Source organism: Rhizobium acaciae (genome assembly GCF_025941625.1).
Taxonomy (GTDB): domain Bacteria; phylum Pseudomonadota; class Alphaproteobacteria; order Rhizobiales; family Rhizobiaceae; genus Rhizobium; species Rhizobium acaciae.
The window spans coordinates 91,070-115,223 of the sequence record NZ_JAPCZO010000013.1 but is presented as its reverse complement, the minus strand read 5'-3'; the positions used below and the strand labels follow the sequence as shown (position 1 = coordinate 115,223).

Here is a 24,154-nt window from a genome sequence, read left to right as displayed (position 1 = left end):
CTATAATCAACTTTATGTAAAAAGTGTATAACTTTATCGGGTTACGGATGTGTTGCGAGCAGATTTTCTACCACTCCCACGATCCCACCTTCGACTTTGTTCAGCTTTCGCTCGAGCATATCCAGCCCCCTCGCCCAGTGTTGGGCCACCAAGTCTTGAAACTCGCGGCGCGAAAGTTCGTCCTCTCCGGAATGTTCGACGATCAACGCGATCCATGCGGCGAGGTCACTTTCGTCCTGGCCGAACAACGTGTCACCCTTGATGGGCTTGCCATAGGCCTCGATATGCGTAGAGGGGGGCGTCGGATCAGAAAGCGAGGCTGATATCGCCAGCCGCGCTGGCTGATAGCGAAACGCGAAGCCCCACTCCCGCTGAAAACGGCTGTTCTCGTGATCAGCTGGGAGAGATGTACGGAAATCGGCTCGCACTATGTCGCCAAGCTGTAATGGATAACGCACCGTGCTCATGCCGCCCTCTGCCTGAAATAGCCGTCTTCAAGTACGGTGCTGCCGAGTAGGCCATCATCTGACCTGTATGAAAGGGTGTATTCGGCGGATATGCTCTCCGCTATCTGGTCGTAGTATCGTCCGCCGACTTCCTCGGGCTGAGAGAGGATGATGACCTGGCTTCCACCATTTTTGAAGAAGTCGAGCACACGCTCCCGATGTCCAGTGTCGAGACGGCCGAGCGGCGTATCGATGACCAGCGGAAGCTGCGACCCAACCAGTCCTCCGACGGCGGAAATCAGCGACGTCGCGAATATTTGGTTCTCGCCCGCAGAGGCCTCCGCCTGGCTGATATCGGTCCCGGCCGCATCAAAAATCCTGACTGAGCCGTCTTCGTTGATCTCAATCCGCTGGACAACCGTCTTGTGTGCAAGCTGGCGGTAGTTTGACGAAACCTTATCGGCCAAGGCGGCGTAATATTCAGGTACGATATGGTCTATGGCGTTCAAAATTTCGATGCGCAAGGTAGTCGCTGCATCCACGACAGGAAGTCCGGCAGCTGTCCCGCGGCGCTGGATCAACCTCCTTTCCAGATTTGTCCGCTTCGCCGCGAGCTCGTTCTCGATATGCCAAAGTTGCTGCGCATTCTCGCGTTGCTTTCTTTCGACCGCTTCGAGTTCGCCGTTTATCTCACGCAGCACAGCTGAGTAGCGGCTTCGCGCTGCTTCGATACCCTCTTCAAACTGGAGCGATTCGTCGCTTTCTTTGACAATCTGACCGAGCTCTCTTGCCCGCCGGATGAATTCTGGCAGTTGGACCTTCGCGTCCTGAACGCCTTGCCCGAGGCCGTGGATAACTCGTTCGACATCGTATCGCTCGAGGTACTTGTGGCGGCTCTGATCAGCAACATTCGCGGGGCGCGAGACTGTCCACGCTGACCGCACTCTCTCCTTTATCATACTGCCCGTCGCAAGATCGACCTTAGGCTCGATCTCATCCAGGGCTTTCAAAAGGTTTTCGAGGGCGAGCTCCGATGGGTTGCCGTCCAAGACACGACTGCTGGCTGCTTTCTCAAGCGCGCTGACCGTTCTCTTCATCAGCGGCCGACCGAGAAGCAGGTATGGGAGAAGCCGTGATGCGGTTGCCGCCATCTCGTTGCGTAGGGCGGCCAACTGCTGGTTTGCAATATGTTTGGCTTCGAGCGTTTCGTGCCTGTCCTTGAAGCTGTGGTTAGTGAGCGCGCCCATGTCGTGAACGATCGCGTCGCGTCGCTGTTTGAGGACAGCGGCCTCCGCTTCCACTGCATCGCGGTCGCGTATGCACTCAGCTTGCCTGTCTTCAAGTCCGGTAACATCCCGTCGAAGCTCCGCATCGACGTCCTCGTCGACGAGGTCGCGAGAGCGATCTTTCACATAGTCGGAAAGGTCGGCAGCCAAACGCTTGAGCGACGAAATTCCCAAGGCGCTTTCGATCCCAATCCTAACCTGTTCCCTGACGTCTTTCCGGCCCAGCTCCACAACGCGCTCGCCATCGAACAGAAAAAACGGAATCATGCTGGCGGGGGCGACGATCGAGGCGATGAGGCTCTCGTAAAATGATATTGGGTCTTCATCCTGAGGAACTGCCACGATATCGCGGTCCTTGCCGAGGCGGATCACGACCTCTTCGTCATCCTCGAACAACTGACCGTCATCATCGAAGTACCAGCGTCGCTCGATCTCCAACTGACCGTTGGGTATCGAGAGTTCCACGACGACGGATGACATCCGCTCGCCACGATCGTACGCAGGCTTGTGGAAAGCCCGCTCAATAAAGCTGCGATATTCCGCCCGCCGGACCACTTCAGACGCCTGGGCGGACCCGCGACCACCGTCGATGAAGCTTGCCGCGCCGTACAGCCCCGCGATGAGAGCATCGAGAATACTCGTTTTGCCGTTGCCGTTATTGCCGCCAATCAGCACAATCGGACGACCGGACGCCGTTGTCGGGAACTCGAGGTCCGCGGTATCGAAGGCCTTCCAGTTGGACATCCTGATCCGTTTGAACTGGCATCTGCGCCGCAGGCCGTCGTGTACTGCCGCTATCTGGTTCCTGAGCTCCCCTGGCTCGATGGTGGCAGAAGCGAAAATACTGTCAAAACGAAGAAAAAGCCGTCGACGGTTCTTATGGGAGCCAAGCATGGATTTGGCTTCCAGTAATTGTTCAAGACTGTTACTCATATACTCTAGCCATGCGATCTCGCGGCGTTCTAGGCAGAAAGATTAGAGAGATCTTCTGCCCATATTCTCTTGATGGCGGCGATTTCCTCGTCACTGATAAGTGCTAGGGAAACCTCCACCTGCATGGCAACAAGCTTATCAAGGATTTGTCGTCTTGCGTCCAGTGTAAAGGGGCCTGGGATCAGACGGCCATCTCCGACAAAATTCAGCTTTCCATTGCGCCGGGTGGCCATTCTCATTGAGCCGTCTTCGCGGATCTCCTTGAGCCAGTCCCGGAATTCAAGAAGGGGCTCAAGATCACCATACCCGGATTCGATGAACGATTCTGCGCTCTTGTCCTTCTCGACAACGGTACATGTCCAGCAGCCAAACCGGGAAGAACTCGTCCCGCACGACGGCGCTTCGCTCTTGTCGGTGACGAGTGGACACTCGCCTGCGCCCGCGTTCCGGTACATGGTGACCAGTTCTCGATGGGTACCGCCCCAAGGTGGGCTCGACTGCAACAGGGTCTGCCATACCTCTTCGGTGGTCAGCTCGACAATCGGCTTATATACGAAGCAATTCTTTAGGCTGTTATGAGCGTTCAGGCGCTCCCCATTTTCATAGCGTTCGACGCTGCGCGCTCTCTGGGACGATTCGGCTCGTCTTACCCCGAGCAGTAGGATGGCCTGTCCTGACTTGTCGACCTGGTTCTGAATGTACTCGGTAGTCGGAATTATCTTCATCCGATCGGTGCACCAGCGAAACATCCTGCTTGGCGAGGGATAACCGCGCCCGATGAGGTTCACCCAAAACGTATGGTCGATATCCGGCACCGTCTTCGCGACGGTGACGGGGAGCCGCAACGCGTCGATCGAGCCTGCGATGCGATCGAGTACAGATTGAAGGTGGCTCGCGATAACCGGAGATTCGACAAGCGTATCGTTCGCTACAACGTGAACGCGCCTGGTGCGAAGCCTGGGCGGCAGAGCCAGCAGCATCTCGAAAACGAGCTGGGCCAGCAACGTGCTGTCCTTGCCGCCGGAGAAACCGATGATCCAGGGGGTGGAATGCGGCTGGACGTATTCATCGCGGAGATCAGCGAGCACCGATTTGAGTTTATCTGCGAGGCCCGACTTAACCGCGGCCTGGGTATTCGCAGGATTGACCACGATGTTCATGCTCGTCTCCGAATGGATCGCAATTCGGTTACGCTGGCCGTGATAGCCCGCGATGCGATCTCGATATCATGTTCCGTTGTGAATGGCCCGAGGCCGATGCGAATTGCCGACTCCGCGACATGTCTCGGAAGCCCCATCGCCAACAATACAGGCGAGGGCTCGAGCGATTTCGCGCTGCATGTCGATCCCGTCGAGACCGACACTGACTGCTGAAGGTGATACGCCAGCGCCTCGCCATCCACATCGTCGAAAGAAATGTTAATGTTACCCGGAAGACGGGCGGTTGCCGATCCGTTCAACTTCGATCCGGTAATCGCCAGAAGCTCCGTCAGGAGCGAGTCGCGCATACGACGCACGCGCGTGCCGGTTTCTGCCATTTCCTCCGCGGCAAGCTGACAGGCAACGCCGAACCCGACACAAAGGGGAGTGGGCAGAGTGCCGGATCGCAGTCCCGCTTCCTGTCCGCCACCAGCGAGGTGGGGTTTCATCTTCGGCTTAATCAGCCGCCTCACGTAAAGAGCACCGATACCCCCTGGCCCACCGAGCTTATGACTCGAGATGCTCGCCAGATCGAGAACGCTTAGATCGAGTTCGATCTTGCCAGCGGCTTGGGCCAGATCGGAGTGGAGTAAGCTCCCGCGAGTCCTGACAAGCTCAGAAAGTGCTGCTAGCGGTTGCAACACTCCGACTTCGTGGTTCGCCGCCGCTACTGACACGATACCCGTATCGGTGGTAATCATTTCTGCCGCAGCATCAAGATCGATCAGACCATCCGTGTGGACGGGAAGGGAAACGATCTCAAAGTTATCACGGCGAAGCGCTTCGGCCGCCTTGAGTGCCGAAGGATGTTCAACCGCGCCAATTACGACCTTTTTCTTGTTTTGAGCGGTCAGCAGATCCCGTAGGCCTGCAAAGACAAGGTTGTTGGCTTCGGTCGCACCAGAGGTAAACACGATCTCTGAAGGACGAGCTCCGATTAGATGGGCAACTTGTCCACGAGAGCTTTCCACCGCATCGTGGGCCAGTGTGCCGTGAATGTGGGTGGAGTGCGGGTTTGAATCGAAGCGTTCATAAGCTTCGAAGGTTGCCGCCCTAGCGGCCGGATGCATCGGCGCGTGGGAATGATAGTCGAGATAAATCGGCATAAGCCCATCAATTCTTTAAGTCCGCTCATGCGAAGCGAGCCCCCGTTGGACAACGATGATACACGAGTTCGCAGCAAATCACTCACAAAGCTTACAACTGTCCCCAAAAAACAGACGAGCAGCACAGCGCATCGAGCCGACCTACAGTCCAGGCGGAACGCATTCATACCCGAAAAATCGATAGGATAGCGAGTGGACCAAGATACGAGTCACTCATCACAGTGGCTTCGGGCTCACCTATCCTTAGGTCGATCCTGCTCGCCAGCTTACTGCACGCGTTCATGCAATTTTGGATTTTGAACGATATACAATCCTGAGTTTTCAATTGGCGTAAAATATATGAGCAGTTCCAATCGCATTATTAAGTTCGGAGTCACTCCTGGTCTCGCCAGCGCACGAAAATCCGTTGGCGACGCCACCCGATGCCTGAACGGGATCATCGTCGCACTCGAGACGCTCAAACACGTCGACCCGGTGAAACCGCCCGACCTCCAAATGTCTTGGCACAAATCCGACAATCTTAGTGACTTCGACGAGATGCGCACTTTTGCTGTCAAGAGTGCAATCGTAACGGTGATGGACGGGCTTGATCAATATCTGCGCGTCACGAGCCGGGTACCTGGGCTGGTGCCGGAGGCGTTGCATGATGACTTGAATGGACGAAGAGATCCAAAAATCGAGCGGCGCCGCACGGTCGCTGAACGCTTGAGGGTTTTAGCATCCTACGTTCCGAACGCCGTTGACGGACGAATCTTGCTCATCGTGGACTTGCTTGGCGCCTGGCGGAATGAATTTGTGCACGGCGACAAGCGTCATCGGCTGGGAAATAGCCAACTAAAAGAAATCAAAGGGTCTGATGCTTGGTTCAAGTCTGAGCGAGGAGGGGCCGACGTTGTAGGTCTCGTTCATCGATATCAAAATGAGCAGGCTCCATCTCTGATGGATCTCGTAACCTTGTTTGCATCGACCCAGCGTGCGCTATTCAATATCGACGAGCGTTTATTGTTTCAAATGACCGCAAAAGAGTACGCGTTGGCGCTCACCCATCATTTGCTTCACGAAGATCCGGACCCGAAGCAGCGGCTCGATAAGATTTTTGAACACGGAGGCTTCAAGACATGCGCGAGGCTTCGGACCTGGTTCCTAAGCCGAGGGTGTTGCAGCATGGGCAAGGTTATCGGCAGCGGGCCAGCAATGACGCGGGCCGAATTCAACGCCGTTTTGGGCATGGGACGGAACAAGGCGAGTGAATTGTTTAGAATTCCTCGCGATTGAATTTAGGCGGCAAGAACTTCGGCCACAACGTCTTGAATAAAGAAAGCCTATGCGCCTTTCGGGGCGCATAGGCCGAACTCAGCGCCGACGATCAGCCGAATTTGCGCTCCAGCCTTCGACTCGCCTACTTTACGGTAGATTGCAGCCTCGCGCGTTGCCCGGTTGTCAACGAAGGAAACCGGCACAATCGACCTCTGAATGTTTTGAAGTTTCAGAATAGCGGCTTAAAGCCAATTCTCAACATAATCAATTCTCTTATTTTTCAGTTGCTTAGCCAATGCGAAGGCCTAGGTTGTTGGTTCAGATCCCTTCAAGACCAATGAACAGGCTTAAATCATGCCCTTGCAACCAACCTGCATGACAAATCGCTGCGATTTCAGCTTGTTAATGCCGCCGGGTTTCGAGGCCATCGGGCGCGATCGATAAATTCAAACACTTACAGGCGCCGGTGCAAACCGGGATTGCCTCGGTCCGGTCGCCTTGGCGACGGCGAAAAATGTCCGTCGATGTGTGATCGGCAGCGAGTATGCTCTTTTGACTGATGTGGCCGTTTGATTTGGTGCAGGACGAGCCTCGCTTTTGCGAATGGCGTTCCAGCCTCGCACTATTCCCACGCTAGGAGACGACGCGGCCGATACTTCACAAAAGCCGAATAGTCATCTCGGTTAATTTGCGATTTTTTTAAGATATTTCTTGTCGTACCGTCGTCTTGTTGGCTGCCCACGTGTTCTGCGCGGGGTGTGGACGACGGGAGGACAAGGCACCACCAGGGTGCGTATCTATACAAAATGGGGAACTGAAATATGAGAAAAGTTGTGACTGCCACAGCGGCGACGTTGGCATTGTTTGCGATGACTATTGACGCTCATGCTGGCGCGGCGATCGATAAGATCAAGGCCCGCGGTGAGCTTTACTGTGGAGGTCAACCTGAAGGGTTGGGTTTCCACACGCCGGACCCTAGCGGCAATTGGAAAGGATTTGCCGTTGACTATTGCCGTGCGCTCGCCACCGCGCTTTTCAACGATCCGAGCAAGTTCGTCTACAAGCCGATGTCATTCGTGCAGACGTTCACCGCCCTGCAGACTGGCGAGGTCGACATTATTACGACGTCGACGACATACACGGTCTCACGCGACGCCGTGCTGGGATACGATTTTCCCAGGGTCTACTTTTATTCGGGTAATGCGTTCATGGTCAAAAAGAGCGCAAACGTCATCAGCCCCAAGGATCTGAACGGCGCAGCAATCTGCAACATTACCGGCTCCACCAACATCTCGAGTGTTGACGACTATTTCCGCAAGAATGGCATGACATACACCCAAGTCAACTTCGATAAGATCGATGACGCGTTCAACGCCTACAAGTCCGACCGCTGCGATGCCATCAGCCAGGAGCCGCCTGTGCTTGCCTCCTTCCGCACGTCGCTCGGCAACCCGGATGACAATATCATCCTTGAAACCACGATCTCAAAAGAGCCGTTCTCGCCGGTCGTGCTAGAGAAAGACCCAGAGTGGACGAACCTCGTCAGGCAGACGATTAACGCCACGATTACGGCTGAAGAGCTCGGGATCACATCCGCAAACGTCGAGGAACTCGCCAAGACGAGCCAAGATCCCGAAGTGCGCCGTCTGCTCGGGGCCGAAGGTGATATCGGTACGAAGATGAATCTCGCCAACGACTGGGTGGTCAAAGTTATGAAGGCGGTCGGCAATTACGGCGAAATCTACGAGCGCAACCTCGGGGAACAGTCCGCCTTGAAGATACCGCGCGGAGTCAACAACCTCTGGTCCAATGGCGGACTCATCTATTCGCCGCCGTGGCGCTGATGCGATCGGATCGCCCTGACATGCAAGCGACATCCACGACCCCCGGCTCCGCCACCAAAGCGCCTTGGCGGAGCCACGCCGCATCGGTCGCAGCAGCCAGCGCAGTTCTGGGCTTTCTCGTCGTCGGGTTGACGGTCGGGAAGCAGAGACTGCAGGAAATCGGACTCGGCATCAGCTTCGACTACCTGTTTGGGACTGCTGGATTCAGCATCTCGCAGAGCGTCATTCCGTTGCCGCCAGGTTCGACGAACCTGGCCGCGATCGGGGTTGGTCTCGCCAACGCCTTGGTCGTCGCGTTGACCGCGGTGGTTGGATCGACGCTGCTGGGCTTGGTGGCGGCCCTCGCTAGACTCTCGGACAACCCGCTCGCGGCGCGGATAGGGCGTTCGTACGTCAATGTTGTGCGAAACGTGCCGCTGATAATCTTCCTGGTTTTTTTATATCTGGCGCTCCTTCAACTGCCGCCGCCGCGCGCAGCGTCGGCGACGTTCGGCGCGATCTACTTCACCAATAGGGGCATAGTCGTTCCGTCAGCGGAATTCTCGGTGCCATGGCTCTTCGTCGGGACGCTCCTCGCCGTTGTCGGTCTTGCGGCCCGCTTCATGAAATCGCGTCCGCGGTGGCTGGTCCCGATCCTAGCAACCAGCGCGGTCGCGGTCGTATTCGGAACTGCCCGGTACCAGATACCGGCGTTGGCAGGGTTCAGCATCAACGGCGGCCTCACATTCAGCAACGAGTTTGGGGCATTGGCGTTCGGCATCGCCTTCTACTTCGGCGCGGAGATGGGGGAGGTTATCCGGGCGGCAATTCTCTCGGTGCCCCGCCCCCAGTCCGAGGCAGCCGCCGCGCTGGGACTGCACAGAGGACAAGCGTTTCGACTCGTCATCGCGCCGCAGGCTCTGCGGCTCGCGATCCCGCCGACGATCAACATCTATGTCAACATCATAAAATCGACGCCTTTGGGCGTGGCTGTCGGCTACCCCGAGATCATGTCCGTAACGTACCAGATCATGCAGAATACGGGCCGCGCTATCGAGTCTGTGGTCACCCTCGCGGCTCTCTTTATGGCTATCAATGCTGCGTGCGCTCTCCTCGTCAATTCTCTGGACAGGAGGCGTTGATATGAAGCAGCGGCTTGAAGTCTACTTCGGCACACCCGCGAAGTCCGCCACCACGATTGTCCTCGGTGCGCTCGCGCTGGCGTTCTTCTGGTGGATTTTCCGATGGGCAATCGTCGACGCGACCTGGACAGGGGACGCATCCCAATGCCGCGCGAACCCCGGTGGGGCGTGCTGGACATTCCTGACGAACAAAATGTCTTTCATTCTGTTTGGCTTCTACCCTCTGGAAGAGATCGGGCGGGTGGTCGCGCTTTGCGCGTTATTCGCGGCTTGCCTGGTGCTGTCGCTCATGGCAATCGCGACCGGCACCAAGACCCTGCTTCGCGCCTTGCCACTCCTCTGGCTGGCGCAACTCGCCGCCTCCTTCGTTCTCCTGAGCGGCGGCGTCTTCGGCCTCGCCCCAGTTCCTGAGCGACTCTGGAGTGGACTTCCGATCACGATCGTTCTGTCGGTAAGCACCATCTTGCTCGGACTTCCGCTTGGGACCTTGATTGCGCTGGGACGCAAGTCGAGGAACGGAGCAGTGCGCATGTTGTGCCTGTGGTTCGTGGAAGTGATGAGGGCGCTGCCAATCATTGCGGTCCTGTTCATCGCGACGATCATTGTACCGTTGTTCCTTCCCGTACAGCTCGAAATCGGCACGCTTTTCCGCGCTCTTGTTGGGCTGCTGTTGGTCGCTGCCGCCTACTTCTCCGAGATCGTGCGGAGCGGTCTCAACGCGATCCCGCACCTTCAGTATGAGGCGGCAGACAGCCTCGGATTCACGAGGCTCCAGCGGGTGCGCCTGGTCATTCTGCCCCAAGCGTTTTCGCTGGTCGTCCCGCCGCTCGTCAGTCTGGCTGCCAGCCTGCTCAAGGATACGACCCTCATCGTCATCATCTCGCAGTTTGATCTCGTAGGCACTGCGCGGCTGGCGATATCCGATCCGCAGTGGACCGGATTTTCGGCCGAAGGGTTCGTCTTCATCGGCGTGATTTACTTCGCAATGTGTTGTTCGATCATCAAATTTGGGGAAATGGCCGAGATGCTGATGTCCGTCGGCCGACGCTGATGACCGTGCAATGTCCAAGGAGTTCAGACTTTGACTTCAGTAGAACAACAAGGTGCCGCGATCGAATTCGCGGGTGTTAGCAAGTGGTATGGAAATTTTAGGGTCCTGCGCAACGTATCGCTGACCATTCCAACGGGCGGCCGCGTCGTCCTCTGCGGACCATCGGGATCGGGCAAGAGCACGCTCATCAGATGCATCAACCAACTGGAGACCTACCAAGAGGGCAAAATCCTCGTGGACGGCACCCAGGTTGATAGCAAACTGAAGGCGATCGACTCCGTCAGACGGGAAGTGGGTATGGTCTTCCAGTCGTTTGCTCTCTTTCCCCACCTGACCATCATCGAGAACTGCATGCTTGCGCCGATCCATGTGCGAAAGATGTCCGGGCGCGATGCCCGGGCGGTGGCGATGGAACACCTCGAGAAGGTGCGGATTGAAAATCAAGCCGATAAATACCCGACCCAACTCAGCGGCGGCCAGCAACAGCGGGCGGCGATCGCGCGCGCGCTTTGCATGCGGCCGAAGATCATGCTCTTCGACGAACCTACATCGGCACTCGATCCCGAAATGGTCAAGGAGGTCCTCGACACAATGGTCGCGCTCGCCGCCGACGGGATGACGATGATCTGCGTGACGCACGAGATGGGGTTCGCGCGTCGCGTCGCTGACCGCGTGATCTTTATGGATAGCGGTGAGATCGTGGAATCGGCGCCGCCTGGTGAATTTTTCGACACCCCTAGGAATAGCCGCACAAAGGCGTTCCTCGGACAGATTTTGCACTGAACAGTGGCCCCGCGGCGCGACCACAATCAATCGGAGACTACAATGAAAGTGATCATAACCGGCGCGGCCGGACAAATTGGCCAACGGCTGGCCCTGAATCTGCTTAAGCAGGGCAACGAAATTGCGTGCCTTGATCTCGCCCCGGCTCCCGAAGGACTGGATAGCGTGTGGATACAAAGTGACCTCAGCAACCTTGATAAACTTTCAGGCCTCATGAAGGGCTTCGACGCTGTCGTTCATCTCGGAGCCATTTCCGACCCAATCGAGTGGGAACGCTATCCCGAAATCATTGAAGTGAACGTCGTCGGAACGTTCAATGTTTTCGAGGCCGCCCGCCGCGCCGGCATCAAGCGAATTGTATTCGCCAGCTCTATCTGCGCCATCGGCCCGATCTCATGGGTCAAGCCCTGGACGCCGGACTATCTGCCGATGGACGATGATCATCCTCGACAGCCCGACGACAATTACGGTGCCACAAAGCTTATGGGTGAAATCCTCGCTCGTGGCTTCCATGTCCGATACGGTTTGGAGATTCTTTGCCTGCGTTTCACCGGCGTTCTGTTCCCGGACAAGCCGCAGTCAATCGCTCGCTACCAAGACTGGCTCGCCGACCCGGATGGCGAGCTCGTCAACCGCATGTGGTCCTACCTTCGCAGCGAAGACGCATTGGAAGCCATCGAGCGCGGGCTCAGAGCACCGAAGATCGGATACGAGCGTATTCTCCTTGCTGCCCCGGATTCCGCCGTCGGTACCGTCTCGATTGAGGATCTGGTCTCCCGGCATTTCCCCGAACGTCTCGCCGAGGTCCAATCTCTTGCAAAGGTTGCTGGCGAGAACCCCTCTCTTGTAAGTACGCAGAAGTGTTTTGAGCTCTTCGGGTGGAGACCAATGCGTTCATACCGCGATGTCCCGGGCCTTTCCCAACTGGCAGGAGGCAACAATGTCCGCACGGCGGTTTAGTCTCGGCGCAATTGCTCTGGATATGCAGGACCTGTCGCTGGAGGACATCTTCCGAACGACAGCGGATTGGGGTCTTGAGCATGTCGATTTGTATTACAAGGTGAACTACTTCGACTTTAGCGTCGCGCAGATCAAGCGGCTGCAGTCGGCTTATGGTGTCCGGGTCCATTCCGTTAGCACCCGTGGCATGCCGCTCTCACATACGCTGGACGCGAATGAGCAGCTCGAGATTGTCTTCCAGGCGCTGGAGCAGGCGGCAGAGCTGGGCGCTGGTTATTCCGAAAGCATGGCAGGCCCCGCGAAACTGGACACTGACGCCGCAATCGACCGCTACGTCGAACTCGTTGCCCCAATCGTCCGCCGGGCCGAGGAACTCGGCGTCACGTTGCTCGTCGAAAACGTCTTCAACCGCGATGATGCCAAGGACCCGACGGCGAGTGTCGACGGCACCCGCAAACTGCTTGAAAGAGTGGGATCGGAGAACTACGCCCTCTGCTGGGACATCGCCAATTTCGCGGTTAACGGCGAAAGCACCTACCCGCGACCGTATGAAACGCTCAAGCCCTGGATCAAGTACGTGCATCTCAAGGACACGGTACCTCAGGGGTCCTGTGATTTGTCCTACCAGGAGAGAAAGCGTGTGATGGTCGATCCCGAACGAGGCGCTTTTGTCTCAGTGCCGCTCGGAATGGGAATGGTCGATGTAAAGGGTATCGTCGAGCGTCTTATCGCGGATGGTTTCGAGCATCCGGTTACCGTCGAGCTTTTCTGCGGGGACCAAAACCGAGAAGATTACTGGCGTCCAACTGAAACATGGTTGAGATCGACAGGCCTTCTGGCGTAACGATTCAGTCTCGCTGGCGCCGAATTGAATCGCGGTGGCTGCAGCGGAGAGGACGGGATCCCCAATGTTAGACCCTAAAGGCCTCAGAATACTTGTCGAGTTAAATTCCCGCGGCACGATCACGGCCGTCGCCGAGGCGTTAGCGCTATCGCTTTCCGCGATCTCGCAACGCCTGGCGCAACTCGAAATGTCGGCAGGCGTGCCGCTCACCGAACGGGTTGGGCGGCGACTTCTCCTCACCGAGGCGGGCCAGCGGCTGGTGGAGCACGCGACAACAATTCTTGCGAAAATGGAGCAGGCCGAGACTGAACTGGAAATGCTCTCTGGTTCGATCAGCGGCATCCTAAGAATTGCGTCGCTCGAGACAACGCTTGGCACGATCCTTCCAAGGGCGCTCCCGATGATGGAACGCAAATATCCCAATCTGAAGATCGAAACTCAGGAGATGAACCCGGAAGAGGCGATACCGGCGCTTATTCGAGGCAGTTTCGATGTCATCCTGATCGACGACTATCGGTACATGCGTCGATCACGTCCGCCTGAAATGGTTGCGCTCCCGCTTTGCTCGGACGCAATCGTGATTGGAATGCCGGCATCACACAAACTGGCTGACGAAGCTCAGCAATTCAGATTAGGTGACCTGGCGGGTGAAGTTTGGATCAGCACGAGCGCCAGCAGTGAGTTCTCGGAACTCCATGCTTATGTCTGTTCCACCTTCGGTGGCTTCAGGCCTGAAGTCCGCCATCGAACAGACAATTTCGGCGTAGGCCTTGCGCTCGTCGGGAGTGGATGTGGCCTTGCGATGGTTCCGCGTTTGGCAACGTCGTTTGCGCCATCGAATGTGGTTTTCCGACGCCCTGCTGACTTTGCAATTGACCGCACCGTTTGCCTCGCCATCCGTGAGACCAGCGCAGCCAGACCTGCACTCACGGCGTTCCAAGCTGTTCTCCAGCAGGTCGCTGCGGAGATGCAGTTGGAACTTTCCGAAAACGGAGAGCCCAGGCAAATTGGCGGCTGACCCAAACTGGCGGGCACCTTCGATCAATCTGGTCCTTCCGATTCCGAATGTCAGTCGAGGATCGGCCGGAAGGTTAGCTCGGCACAGATGAAGGCAACCTTGGGCACCGTTGTTCGATCGAGATCGCTCGCAGGCCGGATCAGGCTTTTTTGGGCAGCCGATATCGGTCTGCGCGTTGTTCGATATGGCTGCCGATAGCGGATAGTCCAAAGCAAAGGGCGAAGTAGACCGCCCCTGCGAACGCATAACCCTCCCAGAGCACATTTCCCCACGCCACATCTGCCATCGCCAACTGCGTCGAACCCAGAAAATCGTGCATCCCTACGATGAGTATGAGCGATGTGTCTTTAACGAGTGCGATCAATGTATTGATCAGGCCAGGCAGAGCAACAATGAGGGCTTGCGGAAAAACCACCAGCTTTTCGCCATTCCACCGTGAAAGGCCCAACGCATAGATAGCCTCTCGGGTCCCTTTGGGCACCGCGTCCAGCCCTGCTCTGATGGCCTCGGCCATGTACGATGACGTGTACAAGCAAATGCCGACCAGAACGCGCATGAACATGTTGGCTTCCGCCCCGCCCGGTAGAAAGAGCGGAAGCAGGACCACCGCAACAAAAAGGATGGCAATCAAAGGCACACCGCGCATGAACTCGACGTAGAAGGACGATACAGCCCGTATAAGGGGCCGCTCGGAGCGTCTTCCAAGCGCCAATATTCCGCCAAAGACGAATGAGATGCCCATGCCTATCGTGAAGAGCAACAGCGTGATCGAAAGGCCGCCCCATTTTTCAACGGGTACCAACGTCATTCCCGGAATGCCACCTCCAAAAAGATTGAAGCTGGTCACAACGGTGAGGAGATAAACAAGAACCGCGAGGATGATCTGATAGTGTCGCGCCAACGCGAAAGCAGCCACGCAACCGGCCAGTAGAACGGACAGCGACACATTGACCTGCCATCGCGCCGCCTCCGGGTAGAAGCCGTAGGCCAGTTGCCCGAATTTCTCGATCACGAAGACCCAGCACGCGCCTGCGCGGTGGCAGTCCTGGGGGCCAGAGCCGACAAAATCCGCATCGATCACCGCCCACTTGAAGACGGGCAGGATCACACCGATGACGACCAGGAAGGCAAGGATTGTAGCAATGGTGCTCCTGCGGTCCCCAAACAGTTTTTTTGTGAACTCGCGAACTGCGGTCGGAGACCGGCCGGTCACAGGATGCAGGACAGACAAAGTCATTTCTCTCGGTCCCTTCATCGCCGCACTCCCTGTGCATTGAGAGCTCTGGAATAGGCGTGCATCAACCCGGAGCAAGCGAGGCTTATGCTAAGATAGACGGCTGTCACGATTGTCAGGCATTCTATTGCCTGCCCCGTCTGTGTCAGAACAGTCTTGCCGAAAATGAGCATTAAATCGGGAAACGCGATCGATGCTACGATTGCGGTTTGCTTGATCATATTGACGTATTGGTTCGTAAGAGGTGGGATCACGAGGCGAATGGCCTGGGGAATGATGACGTGTCTTGCTACGACGTTCCTTGTGAGACCAAGTGCTTGCGCTGCCTCCGTTTGCCCTGTGTCGATGCTGCGGATTGCGCCCCTGAGCAGTTCGGCGATAAATGCCGAGGAATAAATCGACATCGCCACAAGCACCGCCAGCAACTCTGGAATCACGAGCAAACCGCCCCTGATCCCAAGGCCTGCAGGCACAGGCAAATCCCACGACTGCACACCAAGGGCGATGACAAGGCAGAAAAGCAACCCACCGCCGATCAGCGAAAGGTCAAGTCGGGCGAAAGTCGATGTTGGATGCTGTCCACCCACCTGACGTGCGACTACCACGGGTAGCAGCGCGGCCAGGCATGCCAATGCCCAAACCCAGTTGTCGGCAACCGGGGCAGGGAGAAATAGCCCTCGGTTATTCAAAAAGGCGACGTTACCCGTGGAAAAGCCTTCTCGCACGCCTGGCAAAGCTGAAAAGACCGCGAAATACCAAAACGACAAATGCAGCAAGACTGGTGTGTTTCTGAAGAGCCCAATGTAACCAGCGGCAAGCTTGGAAGCCGCGGGACTAGGGGACAGTCGCAAAGCGACCACTCCCAGACCAAGCAGGGTTCCGAAAACCGCCGCCATGACCGCCAGAAACAGGGTGTTGGTTATTCCGACAACCAGTGCCATCCAGATCGGGCTGGCCGAGGAAAATGGAACAAGCGAAAACGCTACATCGAAGCCGGCAGGCCTGCCTAGGAAATTGAAGCCAGTCGTGATGCCGCGAGTGCTTAGATTGTGAAGCGTTGTCGACGTCACGTACCAACCGGCTGCGGCCAGACAGATTGCCAGCGTGACCTGGGCAGCTATTCCGCCCAGGTCGCTTTTCTTTGTTTCAGACCGCGCGCCGGGGTGCGTAGCTCGATAGTGTTGCGCGTCCATGGCGCTCGATCGCCCGGTTACTGGAACGACGGGGCGATCATGGCGCCGCCGTCTTTCCACAATGCATTGAGGGTTTTCTCGCGAGGGATCTTTACCTTGCCCTGAGGACCAAGGTTGCGCTCGTATATCTCGCCGTAGTTACCCACCGACTTGATGACATTATACGCCCATTCGTTGGGGAGGCCGAGCATCGCCCCAAAGTCGCCTTCAACACCCAACAAGCGACGCACTTCCGCCGGAGCGGCGGGATCCGCCTTGACCTCATCAACGTTCTTGGAGGTTACGCCGAATTCCTCTGCTGCGATCAGTGCATAGCCCGTCCATCGAATGATATCTTCCCAGTTGTTGTCACCATGGCGGACGACTGGACCATTCAATGACTTGGAGATCGTATCGTCGAGGACGACGTAGTTGTCCGGATTTTTGAGCGCCGCCCTGTAAGCGAACAACGTTGAGCGGTCCGATGAGAAGACGTCACAGCGTCCGCTTTCAAAGGCTGCCAAGGCCTGATCACGGGAGTCAAAGACAACCGGTTTGTACGTCATCTTGTTCGACTTGAAGTAGTCCGCGATGATGACCTCGGTCGAAAGTCCGGTTTGCGTACAGACGTTGGCGCCGTCAAGATCCTTGCCGGACGCTACTCCGAGAGATTTGGCGACCATCAATGCGTGGCCATCGTAGAACATGATGACGGGGAAATCGAGGCCAAGGCTTCCGTCTCGGCTAAAGGTGTCCGTGACAGATCGGGAAAGAAGGTCGACCTGGCCTGACTGAAGCTGCGGAAACCGTGCCGATGGCGTCGCGGGGAGGAACTTCACTTTCGCTGCATCGCCGAGTGTTGCCGCGGCCACGGCATGGCAAAAATCGACGTCGAAGCCGGAATATTTCCCGGTCGCGTCCGGAGAGAAGAAGCCCGCAAAATTCTCGCCGACCCCGCACAACAACTCAGCCCGTCCTTTGACCTGGTCGAGCGTGCCGTTGGCAAATGCAATTCCACTAGAGAAGGCTGCGATCCCCAGTGCCGCAGCATACATTTTGATCTTCATAGCGTTCACCCTTTCAATGTCCCGAAACTGCCGTTCGGTGCTGCTTCACAGAACCACTTCCCTGTCGTCACGTCACTGACAAAAACCAACGAACTCTATGTCCTAATGGCATATGGCGCAAGCAGCCCTCAGTTCGACGCCACTGCGAAGATGGTCTTAATCCTTCAGGAAATACGTAGATTATTGTTCAGGAAAACCGAAGTATTGGCATCAAGATCCAGTAGCCGTGGAGCGACGTGGTGATTACAGATAAAATAAGCTACCCGTCATATAGCCTCAGGACATGGGTATGCCCGGTTTTCGAAATAGTGATCCACCCAGTTTGCGGCGCAGCATGCGGGAACTGGCACCGCAATCTGAGAGGTCGCGAGCATGATCACTGAGTCACAGACAAGCCGTTCGAACCGGAACTACGATGTCGTCGTTGTCGGCGCCGGATCTGCGGGTGTTGCGGCCGCATGTTCTGCATCAAAAGCAGGGGCGAAGACCTTGCTCATCGAGCGTTATGCCTTCGCCGGAGGCGCTGCAACGGCTGCATCGGTCCTAGCCTATTGCGGCCTTTACACAAGTGGTGAGGCTCCGATGGCGGTAGTCGGCGGCGTGGCGGCGGAAATTCTTGATAATGTCGAAAGCTTGGGCATTCCGGCAATGCCGATCCGTCTCAAGACGACTGGAAATTGGATTGTGCCGTTGAACCCGGAGGCCATGAAGCTGGCTCTGGATCGCACTATCGCAGCAGCGGGTGTCACTGTTCTTTATCATGCAGTTGTTTCCGGCGTCGAAGTCGTCGATGGCCGCGTTGCCTCAATCGAGGTGTCGGGGCATTTTGGCAACATCCGGATCGCAGCGGGAGCTGTCGTCGACGCGTCAGGGGAAGGTAATGTTTGCTTTCTTGCCGACCGCAGTCTTGGCCACCAAAATGCGAATGTTCAGCCCGCGTCATTTCCTCTCCGTATCGGCGGGATTCCGCCGGAATGGGGTCTTGATCGCAGCCTTTTCAGAGCGGCGGCGGAGCGGTTTAATATGTCGAAACCTCCAATTGTCGCCCGCGAGAATGGCGGCGTCCAACTGAGGGTTCCCGGTTCTTCCGAGATCTGGTGGATGGCACTGGATCTTGAAGCAAATCCTTGCGACGGAGAGAGATTCAGCCTCGCTGAAATGACGTCTCGAGAATGCGGTTGGCGGCTGGTTGAGTGTCTCAGGCAGACCAATGCCATTTTGAAAGACTGTTACCTCGCTTCGACGGGCCCCCAGATCGGCATTCGGGAGAGCCGGCGACCAAAAACCATCGGCCGCGTTACCGCACACGACATCCTCGAGGCGAAGATTCCCTCAGATACGGTGGCCTTTGGCGGCTGGCCAATGGAAATCCATCATGCACCTGGTGTGCAAGAGTACATTCCCGTGGGTGGCCAAGGGTATTTCGGCATCCCGTTCGACGCGATCAGGACTCCCATAGCAAATTTGCTGGTAGCTGGCCGTTTGATCGGTGCAGACCGGGAGGCGTACGGCTCAGTTCGCGTCATGGGGACTGCCTTCGCCACCGGCCAGGCAGCTGGTGTCGCTGCCGCCATTTCGCTCTCACGGTCTGGGGAAGTCGACGTCGGCGAACTGCGTGGTCGGCTTTCAAAACAGGGCGCGCTCCCGGTTCTGAACGCAGGCCGGGTTGCCTGAAGAGAATTCAGGCAAGGAGCGCCTCGAAACGCTTGCCGCTGTCTTCCACTTCAGTGGTGAGGCTACTGCGCAGCACACGACCGAATGAGGACAAACCGCGTTCAATATGGGTGTGCACATAGACGCCCATTTGTGGCGGCTGCGGCAACCGGTGGATCGAAATATTCCGGTCGGCAAATCCCGCTGCGGTGAAACTGTCGACGAACGCCGAACCCAAACCGACATCAACCATCTGACACGCAGTTTCAGCAAAGCGCACAATGGTGGTCGGCTCGTACCGCAGCCCTCTGTTCGCAAGGTACCCTGTTATGGAGCGACCATGCGGCGTTGTGCTTTCAAAGCCGATGAGATCAGTGGAAGACAGGTGAGCGAGACCCTTCTCGTCCAGCGAGCCTACTTGGTCCGCGGCCTTTCCGTGCGTGACGGCGACAATCTCCCCTGAACCCAGAAGCTGCGTCGAAATCGACGGGTGATCCTGCTGGTATACGCCGATAACCATCTCTCCCTCTCCGAAGACGAGGTAGTCGGTGACCTGGGAGATTGATAAGACGTCAAGCCGCATGATCAGCTTCGGGTAACGCTTGCGCAACCGCAACATTGCTCGTGGAACCAGATTTGCCGCCAGACTTGGCGATGCCCCGACGCGGATGATCATATCTTCCCCGACCGCCATCCTACGCATCGAGTCCTGTAGACTGCGTATGTTTCGGAATACGGTGGCAACCTCACTGAAAATCAGCGCGGCATGGGCAGTCGGTTGCAACCTTCCCTTTGAGCGTTCGAAAAGGGGCACCTTGGTCTGGTCTTCAAGATGGCGCAGAATGCGGCTGACAACCGGTTGGGAAACGTTGAGCATCTCCGCCGCACCAACCACGGACCCGGTTTCCATGACGGCGTTGAACACTTCGATCTGGCGTAAGGTAAACACAATCGTTCGCTCGTCCATTGTCTTTATGACATACGGTAGTGAAGAACGCTGTGTTGTCAACAAGCGTCAATGATCCTAGGGTCACCGCACTCACTTGGGAGACAATGTTATGCACGACACACAGCTCACGCGGATTGTGGACCGCCTCGAACTTTCCCGCGAACAGATGGAAGTTCTCTGCTTGCAGGCCGCACCGTTTAGCAAGTTCATCTTGCAGCGTTCCGCCGGCGGTGGGCTGCCTCCGCAGTTCACGTATTTCGGGCTAGAGACCTCTCCTTTGTCGCAGAGCGAGGCTGAGCGTCTGACCCAGTTATCGCCGCATCAGCAGCAGGACTGCGCGGAATTCGACAAGGTTCCGTTCAAAGGGGGCGTGTTTACCTATCTTCCCTACGACGATGGCGACACGATTGGACAACAGTTCTGGCTGGTGTCAAAAATGTTGGTCGTTGACCACGTCGACGCAAGCGCGTTTGCAGTCACTGTCATTCAAACCGAAGATGCGGACAAGACGTACAGTTATGGAGCCTGCAAGAACATTGTTGACGAGATCCTTGCAGCACGGCCATCAGGAGCGCAGTCCCAACTCGCGGCTGGATCTGCCGTCGATTGGGTCGTTGACGTTTCGACGGAGGATTATGTTGGCAGAATTGGCGAAATCCAGTCCCGCATCGCTAGAGGCGAGTTGCAGCAGGCAATTCTATCGGTGGGACTGTCCAAATCGACCTCTGCAACGCCAGAGGCCGTTTTTGAGGTGATGCGGCGGCGCAATTCCTCCCCACATATCTTTCTCGTCCGGGGAGAAGCCATCACACTCATCGGAGCGTCGCCGGCCATGCACCTTCGCAAGAACGGCAGCTTGTTGACCGTCGAAACGGATGCCGGCACCCGTCGCATCGGCGAAACCGAAGAAGAAACGCAAGCAATAATGCAAGAGCTCCTGGGTTCTGAAAAAGATCTGGAAGAGCAAAAAATGATCGTCGATGAGACCATCGTTGACCTCAGAGCGATTGCCGACAACGGTGGCGTGCGCATGCCCGTTGAGCTTGAAGTCCGCAAGCTTGGCAGCGTCATGCACCTCTTCACAGTTCTGGAAGCGGGCATTCGGCAAGACCTGAACCCCATCCAAGCCGTTCTCTCTTGTTTCCCGCCGTCGGCGGTGACGGGAGCCCCGAGGCAAGCGGCGATGAGAGTCATCAAGGACGTCGAGCGCCAGGCGCGCGGGCCCTATGGCGGCGTCGTCGGGTTGATTGGCTTCGACGGCTCGGTGGACACAGCCATTATCCTGCGCTCCGCCTGGATCGATGGCGATCAGATTACGATGCGATGCGGGGGCGGCATCACACACGCATCAAATGCGACCGACGAATACAACGAATGTATGAACAAGGCGCGTTCAATGATCGAATGTGTCAAGGAAGCTGAGGCTTTGCAGGAGCAGCGGTAATGAAAGCCGGTTTCCCGAACGCCTCCCGGTCATCTAAATCGGTGATCAGCCTGGAGAAGGTCGAAAAACTCTATGGCACCTTCAAGGTTCTCCAGGGCGTCAGCTTGAATGTTGGCTCCGGCGAGAAGGTTGTGATTTGCGGCCCTTCCGGTTCCGGGAAGTCGACGCTGATTCGGTGCATTAACGGTCTGGAAGACCATCATGGTGGGCGCATCAGTGTGAACGGATGCGAGTTGACCGAAGAGTCGAGAGATCAAATCAGGCGGGCGGTGGGCATGGTCTTTCAGCAGTTCAACCTCTTCCCCCATCTGACGGTTATTGAGAATTGTACGCTTTCGCCGATCTGGACCTTGAAGCTTCCCCGCAGGGAAGCCGAAGCTAAGGCGTTGCAATACCTGGAAAGGGTCAGGATCGCCGATCAGGCCCACAAATATCCGAGCCAGCTTTCGGGTGGTCAGCAACAGCGTGTCGCTATTGCGAGATCACTTTGCATGGAGCCGCAGGTTCTTTTGTTCGACGAGCCTACCTCGGCCCTCGATCCGGAGATGGTGAACGAAGTCCTGCAGACGATGCAGGAGCTGGCGAGTGAGGGCAGGACAATGGTCTGCGTTACGCATGAAATGGGCTTTGCACGCTCGGTGGCGGACAGGATCGTCTTCATGGACGGCGGCACCATCGCGGAGGAAGCAACGCCGCAAGAGTTTTTCAGCAACCCGAAAAGTTCGCGACTGAAAGATTTCATCGGGCAATTGAGGCACTAGCCATTCGATTGGTAGGAGTAAACACGGTGGTATCGATCGACGGCAAAACCCGCCTTTATTACATCATTGGCGACCCGATAGATCAGGTTAAGTCGCCAACCGGAATGTCTTCCGCATTCCAACGGTCAGGAATAAATGCCGTAATGCTCCCGGCGCACGTCGCCGCGGATCACGTCGCTTCATTCCTCGAGGCAGCAAACCAGACCAAAAACTGCGACGGCATCGTCGTCACCGTACCTCATAAATTCGCCTGCTTTGAGCATTGCCCCACGGTTTCGGATCGCGCCGGACACTTGAACGCCGTAAATATCATGAGACGGAACGAAAACTGTCAGTGGCATGGCGACATGGTCGATGGCTTGGGCTTTGTGCATGCGGCCAGCGACAGGTGCGCTCAGCTCGCAGGAAAAAAGGCGCTATTGGTTGGTGCAGGGGGAGCCGGCTCGGCAATAGCATTGGCTCTTTTGGAAGCCGGCGTTGATTCTTTGGCTGTTCACGACCTAGATGAGGCGCGACGAGACGCGTTGATAGACAAGCTCCGAAAGGTCAGAGGCGATGTCCATTCGGGTTCATCCAGTCCGCGGGGATACGAACTCATCGTCAACGCAACGCCAGCCGGGATGGAGGGCCATGACTATCTGCCCGTGGAAGTTTCTGAACTCGATAGTGCAATGTTCGTTGGTTGTGTGGTCACGGAGTCCGAAACTCCATTGATTGCCGCTGCGAAGTCCCGAGGGTGTGGGATAGCCACCGGTATCGATATGTACCGAGCACTTGAGTCCATAATGCTCACGTTTTTTCAAGGCGGTGCTAAGCGTTAAGCAGGAAAAGAGCTGCCTACAACATACTCTCGCACGATGTCGCGAAGTCCGTCCGCGTCCCAGCGTCCCCGACCCAGAATGGCTTGTTGCCGCCATGGGCCGGGATCACCGGCCGCCTCAGCCCGCATCCAAACTGTCTTATATCCGAGAGACGAACGCAAGTGAATGCGCGGCGACAATCAAGGTGAGGCGGCGTCTCATCCTGATCGCCGCGCCATAAGTGAACCCTCGATGACGCGTCGTTAGGTCACAAGTGTCGTCGAAACCAGGAGCGCATTCATCTCCTTGGATAAGTCTGTCAGAGGCCTGATGACTGGGCAGACGGCGACCGGCGTACAGGGGGCGTGAAGCGGATGCAGGCTTTCGCGTGGAACTGCAGGAACCAGTCGCACCGATGCGAAGGGAAAAGCACAAGGGGCCAAAACCGCGAGGCGAAAGTACCGAGGCGGAGCATTGGGACGGACTCCTCCGTAGTAGTGAGGAAGTGGGGTAATGCCCATGGCGCGAAGGGAGGGGGTCACCCGCGTTGGATCGACGGGCCAACGGGAGACCGGAGGAGCCCACCGGTTCCAACGGAAGGCGGCAGCCTTTCAGGGGGGGGCACGAGCCGTATGAACCGAGAGGTTCATGTACGGATCTGTGAGCGGCTCGGGGTGAGATTCCCCGGGCCGACTCGGCGCGTCCTTGTCTACCCCCTTGGAGCGGCGAACGGTCTTGCCATCGATGGCGACCACGCCCTCTGGAACGCCAATCAGAGAGGCGACCCAAGCCACGAAACAGCGTTGAAACTGCTCGGCATCCAGGCTGGCGAGGATATCGCCCAGATGATCATGAGCCGGCGTGCCCTCGCGGAACGGACGGAACCGGCGCAACAGGGCCAGCTTCTTCTCGCCGAAGCGGGCGATATCGGTGATGGTTTCCGCTCCGGCGATCACCGCCAGCAGACACAGCAGCAACACCTCCGGGAGCGGGTATTTCACCTTCGCGATTTGCCGGCCATCAGGCAGATTCTTGAAATAGCTCAAAAAAACGACTGTCTCGGCGATCGCCTCGATATCGCAAGCCTCCTCGTCCATCGACTTCATCCTCCCACGAATCAGAGGATACCGACAGATTCACCATTTCAGACCATTGTCACCGGTCAATTCACCCGATTGCCCTGTGCGACAAGGGCTTTGCGAAATCGAACAAAGGCGGTGCGCTCC

The 24,154-nt window shown here is 56.9% G+C and carries 21 protein-coding genes and 1 pseudogene; 12 read left to right on the top strand and 10 right to left on the bottom strand.

From position 1 onward, the window contains the following. Positions 1-41: 41 nt before the first annotated feature. From OLZ32_RS21210 to OLZ32_RS21195, 4 genes are read right to left on the bottom strand one after another with little or no spacing between them, the layout of a single operon-like run. Positions 42-467, bottom strand: a complete 426-nt coding sequence (locus tag OLZ32_RS21210; RefSeq protein ID WP_264396572.1) for a DndE family protein — start codon at positions 465-467, stop codon at positions 42-44. Further along, on the bottom strand, positions 464-2,665 hold the full coding sequence (locus OLZ32_RS21205; RefSeq protein WP_264396571.1) for an AAA family ATPase: 2,202 nt from the start codon (positions 2,663-2,665) through the stop codon (positions 464-466). Before OLZ32_RS21205 ends, OLZ32_RS21210 begins: the two co-directional genes overlap by 4 nt. 29 nt (positions 2,666-2,694) lie before the next feature. Then, positions 2,695-3,825, bottom strand: coding sequence for a DNA phosphorothioation system sulfurtransferase DndC (gene dndC, locus OLZ32_RS21200; RefSeq protein ID WP_264396570.1), 1,131 nt, complete (start codon positions 3,823-3,825; stop codon positions 2,695-2,697). After that, positions 3,822-4,970 (bottom strand): cysteine desulfurase family protein, encoded by a 1,149-nt coding sequence (locus OLZ32_RS21195; protein WP_264396569.1) that lies wholly within the window; start codon positions 4,968-4,970, stop codon positions 3,822-3,824. The genes dndC and OLZ32_RS21195 overlap by 4 nt, the downstream gene beginning before the upstream one ends. A gap of 339 nt (positions 4,971-5,309) precedes the next feature. Between OLZ32_RS21195 and OLZ32_RS21190 the strand changes: the two genes are divergently transcribed. The 8 genes from OLZ32_RS21190 to OLZ32_RS21155 all read left to right on the top strand — a co-directional run bounded on the left by OLZ32_RS21190 (position 5,310) and on the right by OLZ32_RS21155 (position 13,848). Beyond that, positions 5,310-6,245, top strand: a complete 936-nt coding sequence (locus tag OLZ32_RS21190; protein WP_264396568.1) for a hypothetical protein — start codon at positions 5,310-5,312, stop codon at positions 6,243-6,245. Positions 6,246-7,048: 803 nt separating this feature from the next. Beyond that, the gene (locus tag OLZ32_RS21185) at positions 7,049-8,071 is read left to right on the top strand and encodes an amino acid ABC transporter substrate-binding protein (protein ID WP_264396567.1); all 1,023 of its coding nucleotides are present in this window, start codon (positions 7,049-7,051) and stop codon (positions 8,069-8,071) included. A 20-nt stretch (positions 8,072-8,091) separates the two neighbouring features. Then, positions 8,092-9,192: an ABC transporter permease subunit gene (locus OLZ32_RS21180; protein ID WP_264396566.1), complete on the top strand. Its 1,101-nt coding sequence runs from the start codon at positions 8,092-8,094 to the stop codon at positions 9,190-9,192. Between the two features lies 1 nt (position 9,193). Further along, a complete protein-coding gene (locus OLZ32_RS21175; RefSeq protein WP_264396565.1) occupies positions 9,194-10,243 on the top strand; it encodes an amino acid ABC transporter permease in 1,050 nt (349 codons plus the stop codon). Positions 10,244-10,273: 30 nt separating this feature from the next. Beyond that, a complete protein-coding gene (locus OLZ32_RS21170) occupies positions 10,274-11,026 on the top strand; it encodes an amino acid ABC transporter ATP-binding protein (RefSeq protein ID WP_319641127.1) in 753 nt (250 codons plus the stop codon). Between the two features lie 42 nt (positions 11,027-11,068). Further along, the gene (locus tag OLZ32_RS21165; RefSeq protein WP_264396564.1) at positions 11,069-11,986 is read left to right on the top strand and encodes an NAD-dependent epimerase/dehydratase family protein; all 918 of its coding nucleotides are present in this window, start codon (positions 11,069-11,071) and stop codon (positions 11,984-11,986) included. Next, on the top strand, positions 11,967-12,830 hold the full coding sequence (locus tag OLZ32_RS21160; RefSeq protein WP_264396563.1) for a sugar phosphate isomerase/epimerase family protein: 864 nt from the start codon (positions 11,967-11,969) through the stop codon (positions 12,828-12,830). The genes OLZ32_RS21165 and OLZ32_RS21160 overlap by 20 nt, the downstream gene beginning before the upstream one ends. A gap of 64 nt (positions 12,831-12,894) precedes the next feature. After that, positions 12,895-13,848, top strand: coding sequence for a LysR family transcriptional regulator (locus tag OLZ32_RS21155; protein WP_264396562.1), 954 nt, complete (start codon positions 12,895-12,897; stop codon positions 13,846-13,848). 139 nt (positions 13,849-13,987) lie between these two features. On the opposite strand, the gene OLZ32_RS21150 is transcribed toward OLZ32_RS21155, so the two are convergent. Genes OLZ32_RS21150 through OLZ32_RS21140 form a run of 3 tightly spaced genes read right to left on the bottom strand, consistent with a single transcriptional unit; the run spans position 13,988 to position 17,321 of the window. Beyond that, positions 13,988-15,103 carry an amino acid ABC transporter permease gene (locus OLZ32_RS21150; protein ID WP_264396561.1) on the bottom strand — a complete coding sequence of 372 codons (1,116 nt, stop codon included), beginning with the start codon at positions 15,101-15,103 and terminating at the stop codon, positions 13,988-13,990. Beyond that, complete coding sequence (locus OLZ32_RS21145; RefSeq protein ID WP_264396560.1) at positions 15,100-16,275, bottom strand: amino acid ABC transporter permease; 1,176 nt, start codon at positions 16,273-16,275, stop codon at positions 15,100-15,102. Before OLZ32_RS21145 ends, OLZ32_RS21150 begins: the two co-directional genes overlap by 4 nt. Positions 16,276-16,292: 17 nt before the next feature. Beyond that, on the bottom strand, positions 16,293-17,321 hold the full coding sequence (locus OLZ32_RS21140) for an amino acid ABC transporter substrate-binding protein (protein WP_264396559.1): 1,029 nt from the start codon (positions 17,319-17,321) through the stop codon (positions 16,293-16,295). A 372-nt stretch (positions 17,322-17,693) separates the two neighbouring features. Here OLZ32_RS21140 and OLZ32_RS21135 point away from each other — a divergent pair, with 372 nt between their 5' ends. Continuing rightward, complete coding sequence (locus tag OLZ32_RS21135; protein WP_264396558.1) at positions 17,694-18,995, top strand: FAD-dependent oxidoreductase; 1,302 nt, start codon at positions 17,694-17,696, stop codon at positions 18,993-18,995. Between the two features lie 7 nt (positions 18,996-19,002). On the opposite strand, the gene OLZ32_RS21130 is transcribed toward OLZ32_RS21135, so the two are convergent. Beyond that, a complete protein-coding gene (locus OLZ32_RS21130) occupies positions 19,003-19,986 on the bottom strand; it encodes a LysR family transcriptional regulator (RefSeq protein WP_264396557.1) in 984 nt (327 codons plus the stop codon). A 46-nt stretch (positions 19,987-20,032) separates the two neighbouring features. Here OLZ32_RS21130 and OLZ32_RS21125 point away from each other — a divergent pair, with 46 nt between their 5' ends. The 3 genes from OLZ32_RS21125 to OLZ32_RS21115 are packed head-to-tail and all read left to right on the top strand — an operon-like array spanning position 20,033 to position 22,949. Continuing rightward, complete coding sequence (locus tag OLZ32_RS21125; protein ID WP_264396556.1) at positions 20,033-21,367, top strand: chorismate-binding protein; 1,335 nt, start codon at positions 20,033-20,035, stop codon at positions 21,365-21,367. Further along, positions 21,367-22,128: an amino acid ABC transporter ATP-binding protein gene (locus OLZ32_RS21120; protein ID WP_319641128.1), complete on the top strand. Its 762-nt coding sequence runs from the start codon at positions 21,367-21,369 to the stop codon at positions 22,126-22,128. Before OLZ32_RS21125 ends, OLZ32_RS21120 begins: the two co-directional genes overlap by 1 nt. A gap of 26 nt (positions 22,129-22,154) precedes the next feature. Then, positions 22,155-22,949, top strand: a complete 795-nt coding sequence (locus tag OLZ32_RS21115; protein ID WP_264396555.1) for a shikimate dehydrogenase family protein — start codon at positions 22,155-22,157, stop codon at positions 22,947-22,949. Positions 22,950-22,966: 17 nt separating this feature from the next. Here OLZ32_RS21115 and OLZ32_RS21110 read toward each other — a convergent pair. Beyond that, positions 22,967-23,089 (bottom strand): annotated as a pseudogene (locus OLZ32_RS21110) (IS701 family transposase); the annotation flags it as partial. A gap of 450 nt (positions 23,090-23,539) precedes the next feature. Next, a complete protein-coding gene (locus OLZ32_RS21105; protein WP_264396554.1) occupies positions 23,540-24,025 on the bottom strand; it encodes an ISAs1 family transposase in 486 nt (161 codons plus the stop codon). Positions 24,026-24,154: the final 129 nt, after the last annotated feature.

Excerpts from the sequence above, each read along its gene's own strand:
- OLZ32_RS21210 (WP_264396572.1), bottom strand. The coding sequence starts at position 467 with ATGAGCACGGTGCGTTATCCATTACAGCTTGGCGACATAGTGCGAGCC.
- OLZ32_RS21205 (WP_264396571.1), bottom strand. The coding sequence starts at position 2,665 with ATGAGTAACAGTCTTGAACAATTACTGGAAGCCAAATCCATGCTTGGC.
- dndC (WP_264396570.1), bottom strand. The coding sequence starts at position 3,825 with ATGAACATCGTGGTCAATCCTGCGAATACCCAGGCCGCGGTTAAGTCG.
- OLZ32_RS21195 (WP_264396569.1), bottom strand. The coding sequence starts at position 4,970 with ATGCCGATTTATCTCGACTATCATTCCCACGCGCCGATGCATCCGGCC.
- OLZ32_RS21190 (WP_264396568.1), top strand. The coding sequence starts at position 5,310 with ATGAGCAGTTCCAATCGCATTATTAAGTTCGGAGTCACTCCTGGTCTC.
- OLZ32_RS21185 (WP_264396567.1), top strand. The coding sequence starts at position 7,049 with ATGAGAAAAGTTGTGACTGCCACAGCGGCGACGTTGGCATTGTTTGCG.
- OLZ32_RS21180 (WP_264396566.1), top strand. The coding sequence starts at position 8,092 with ATGCAAGCGACATCCACGACCCCCGGCTCCGCCACCAAAGCGCCTTGG.
- OLZ32_RS21175 (WP_264396565.1), top strand. The coding sequence starts at position 9,194 with ATGAAGCAGCGGCTTGAAGTCTACTTCGGCACACCCGCGAAGTCCGCC.
- OLZ32_RS21165 (WP_264396564.1), top strand. The coding sequence starts at position 11,069 with ATGAAAGTGATCATAACCGGCGCGGCCGGACAAATTGGCCAACGGCTG.
- OLZ32_RS21160 (WP_264396563.1), top strand. The coding sequence starts at position 11,967 with ATGTCCGCACGGCGGTTTAGTCTCGGCGCAATTGCTCTGGATATGCAG.
- OLZ32_RS21155 (WP_264396562.1), top strand. The coding sequence starts at position 12,895 with ATGTTAGACCCTAAAGGCCTCAGAATACTTGTCGAGTTAAATTCCCGC.
- OLZ32_RS21150 (WP_264396561.1), bottom strand. The coding sequence starts at position 15,103 with ATGAAGGGACCGAGAGAAATGACTTTGTCTGTCCTGCATCCTGTGACC.
- OLZ32_RS21145 (WP_264396560.1), bottom strand. The coding sequence starts at position 16,275 with ATGGACGCGCAACACTATCGAGCTACGCACCCCGGCGCGCGGTCTGAA.
- OLZ32_RS21140 (WP_264396559.1), bottom strand. The coding sequence starts at position 17,321 with ATGAAGATCAAAATGTATGCTGCGGCACTGGGGATCGCAGCCTTCTCT.
- OLZ32_RS21135 (WP_264396558.1), top strand. The coding sequence starts at position 17,694 with ATGATCACTGAGTCACAGACAAGCCGTTCGAACCGGAACTACGATGTC.
- OLZ32_RS21125 (WP_264396556.1), top strand. The coding sequence starts at position 20,033 with ATGCACGACACACAGCTCACGCGGATTGTGGACCGCCTCGAACTTTCC.
- OLZ32_RS21120 (WP_319641128.1), top strand. The coding sequence starts at position 21,367 with ATGAAAGCCGGTTTCCCGAACGCCTCCCGGTCATCTAAATCGGTGATC.
- OLZ32_RS21105 (WP_264396554.1), bottom strand. The coding sequence starts at position 24,025 with ATGGACGAGGAGGCTTGCGATATCGAGGCGATCGCCGAGACAGTCGTT.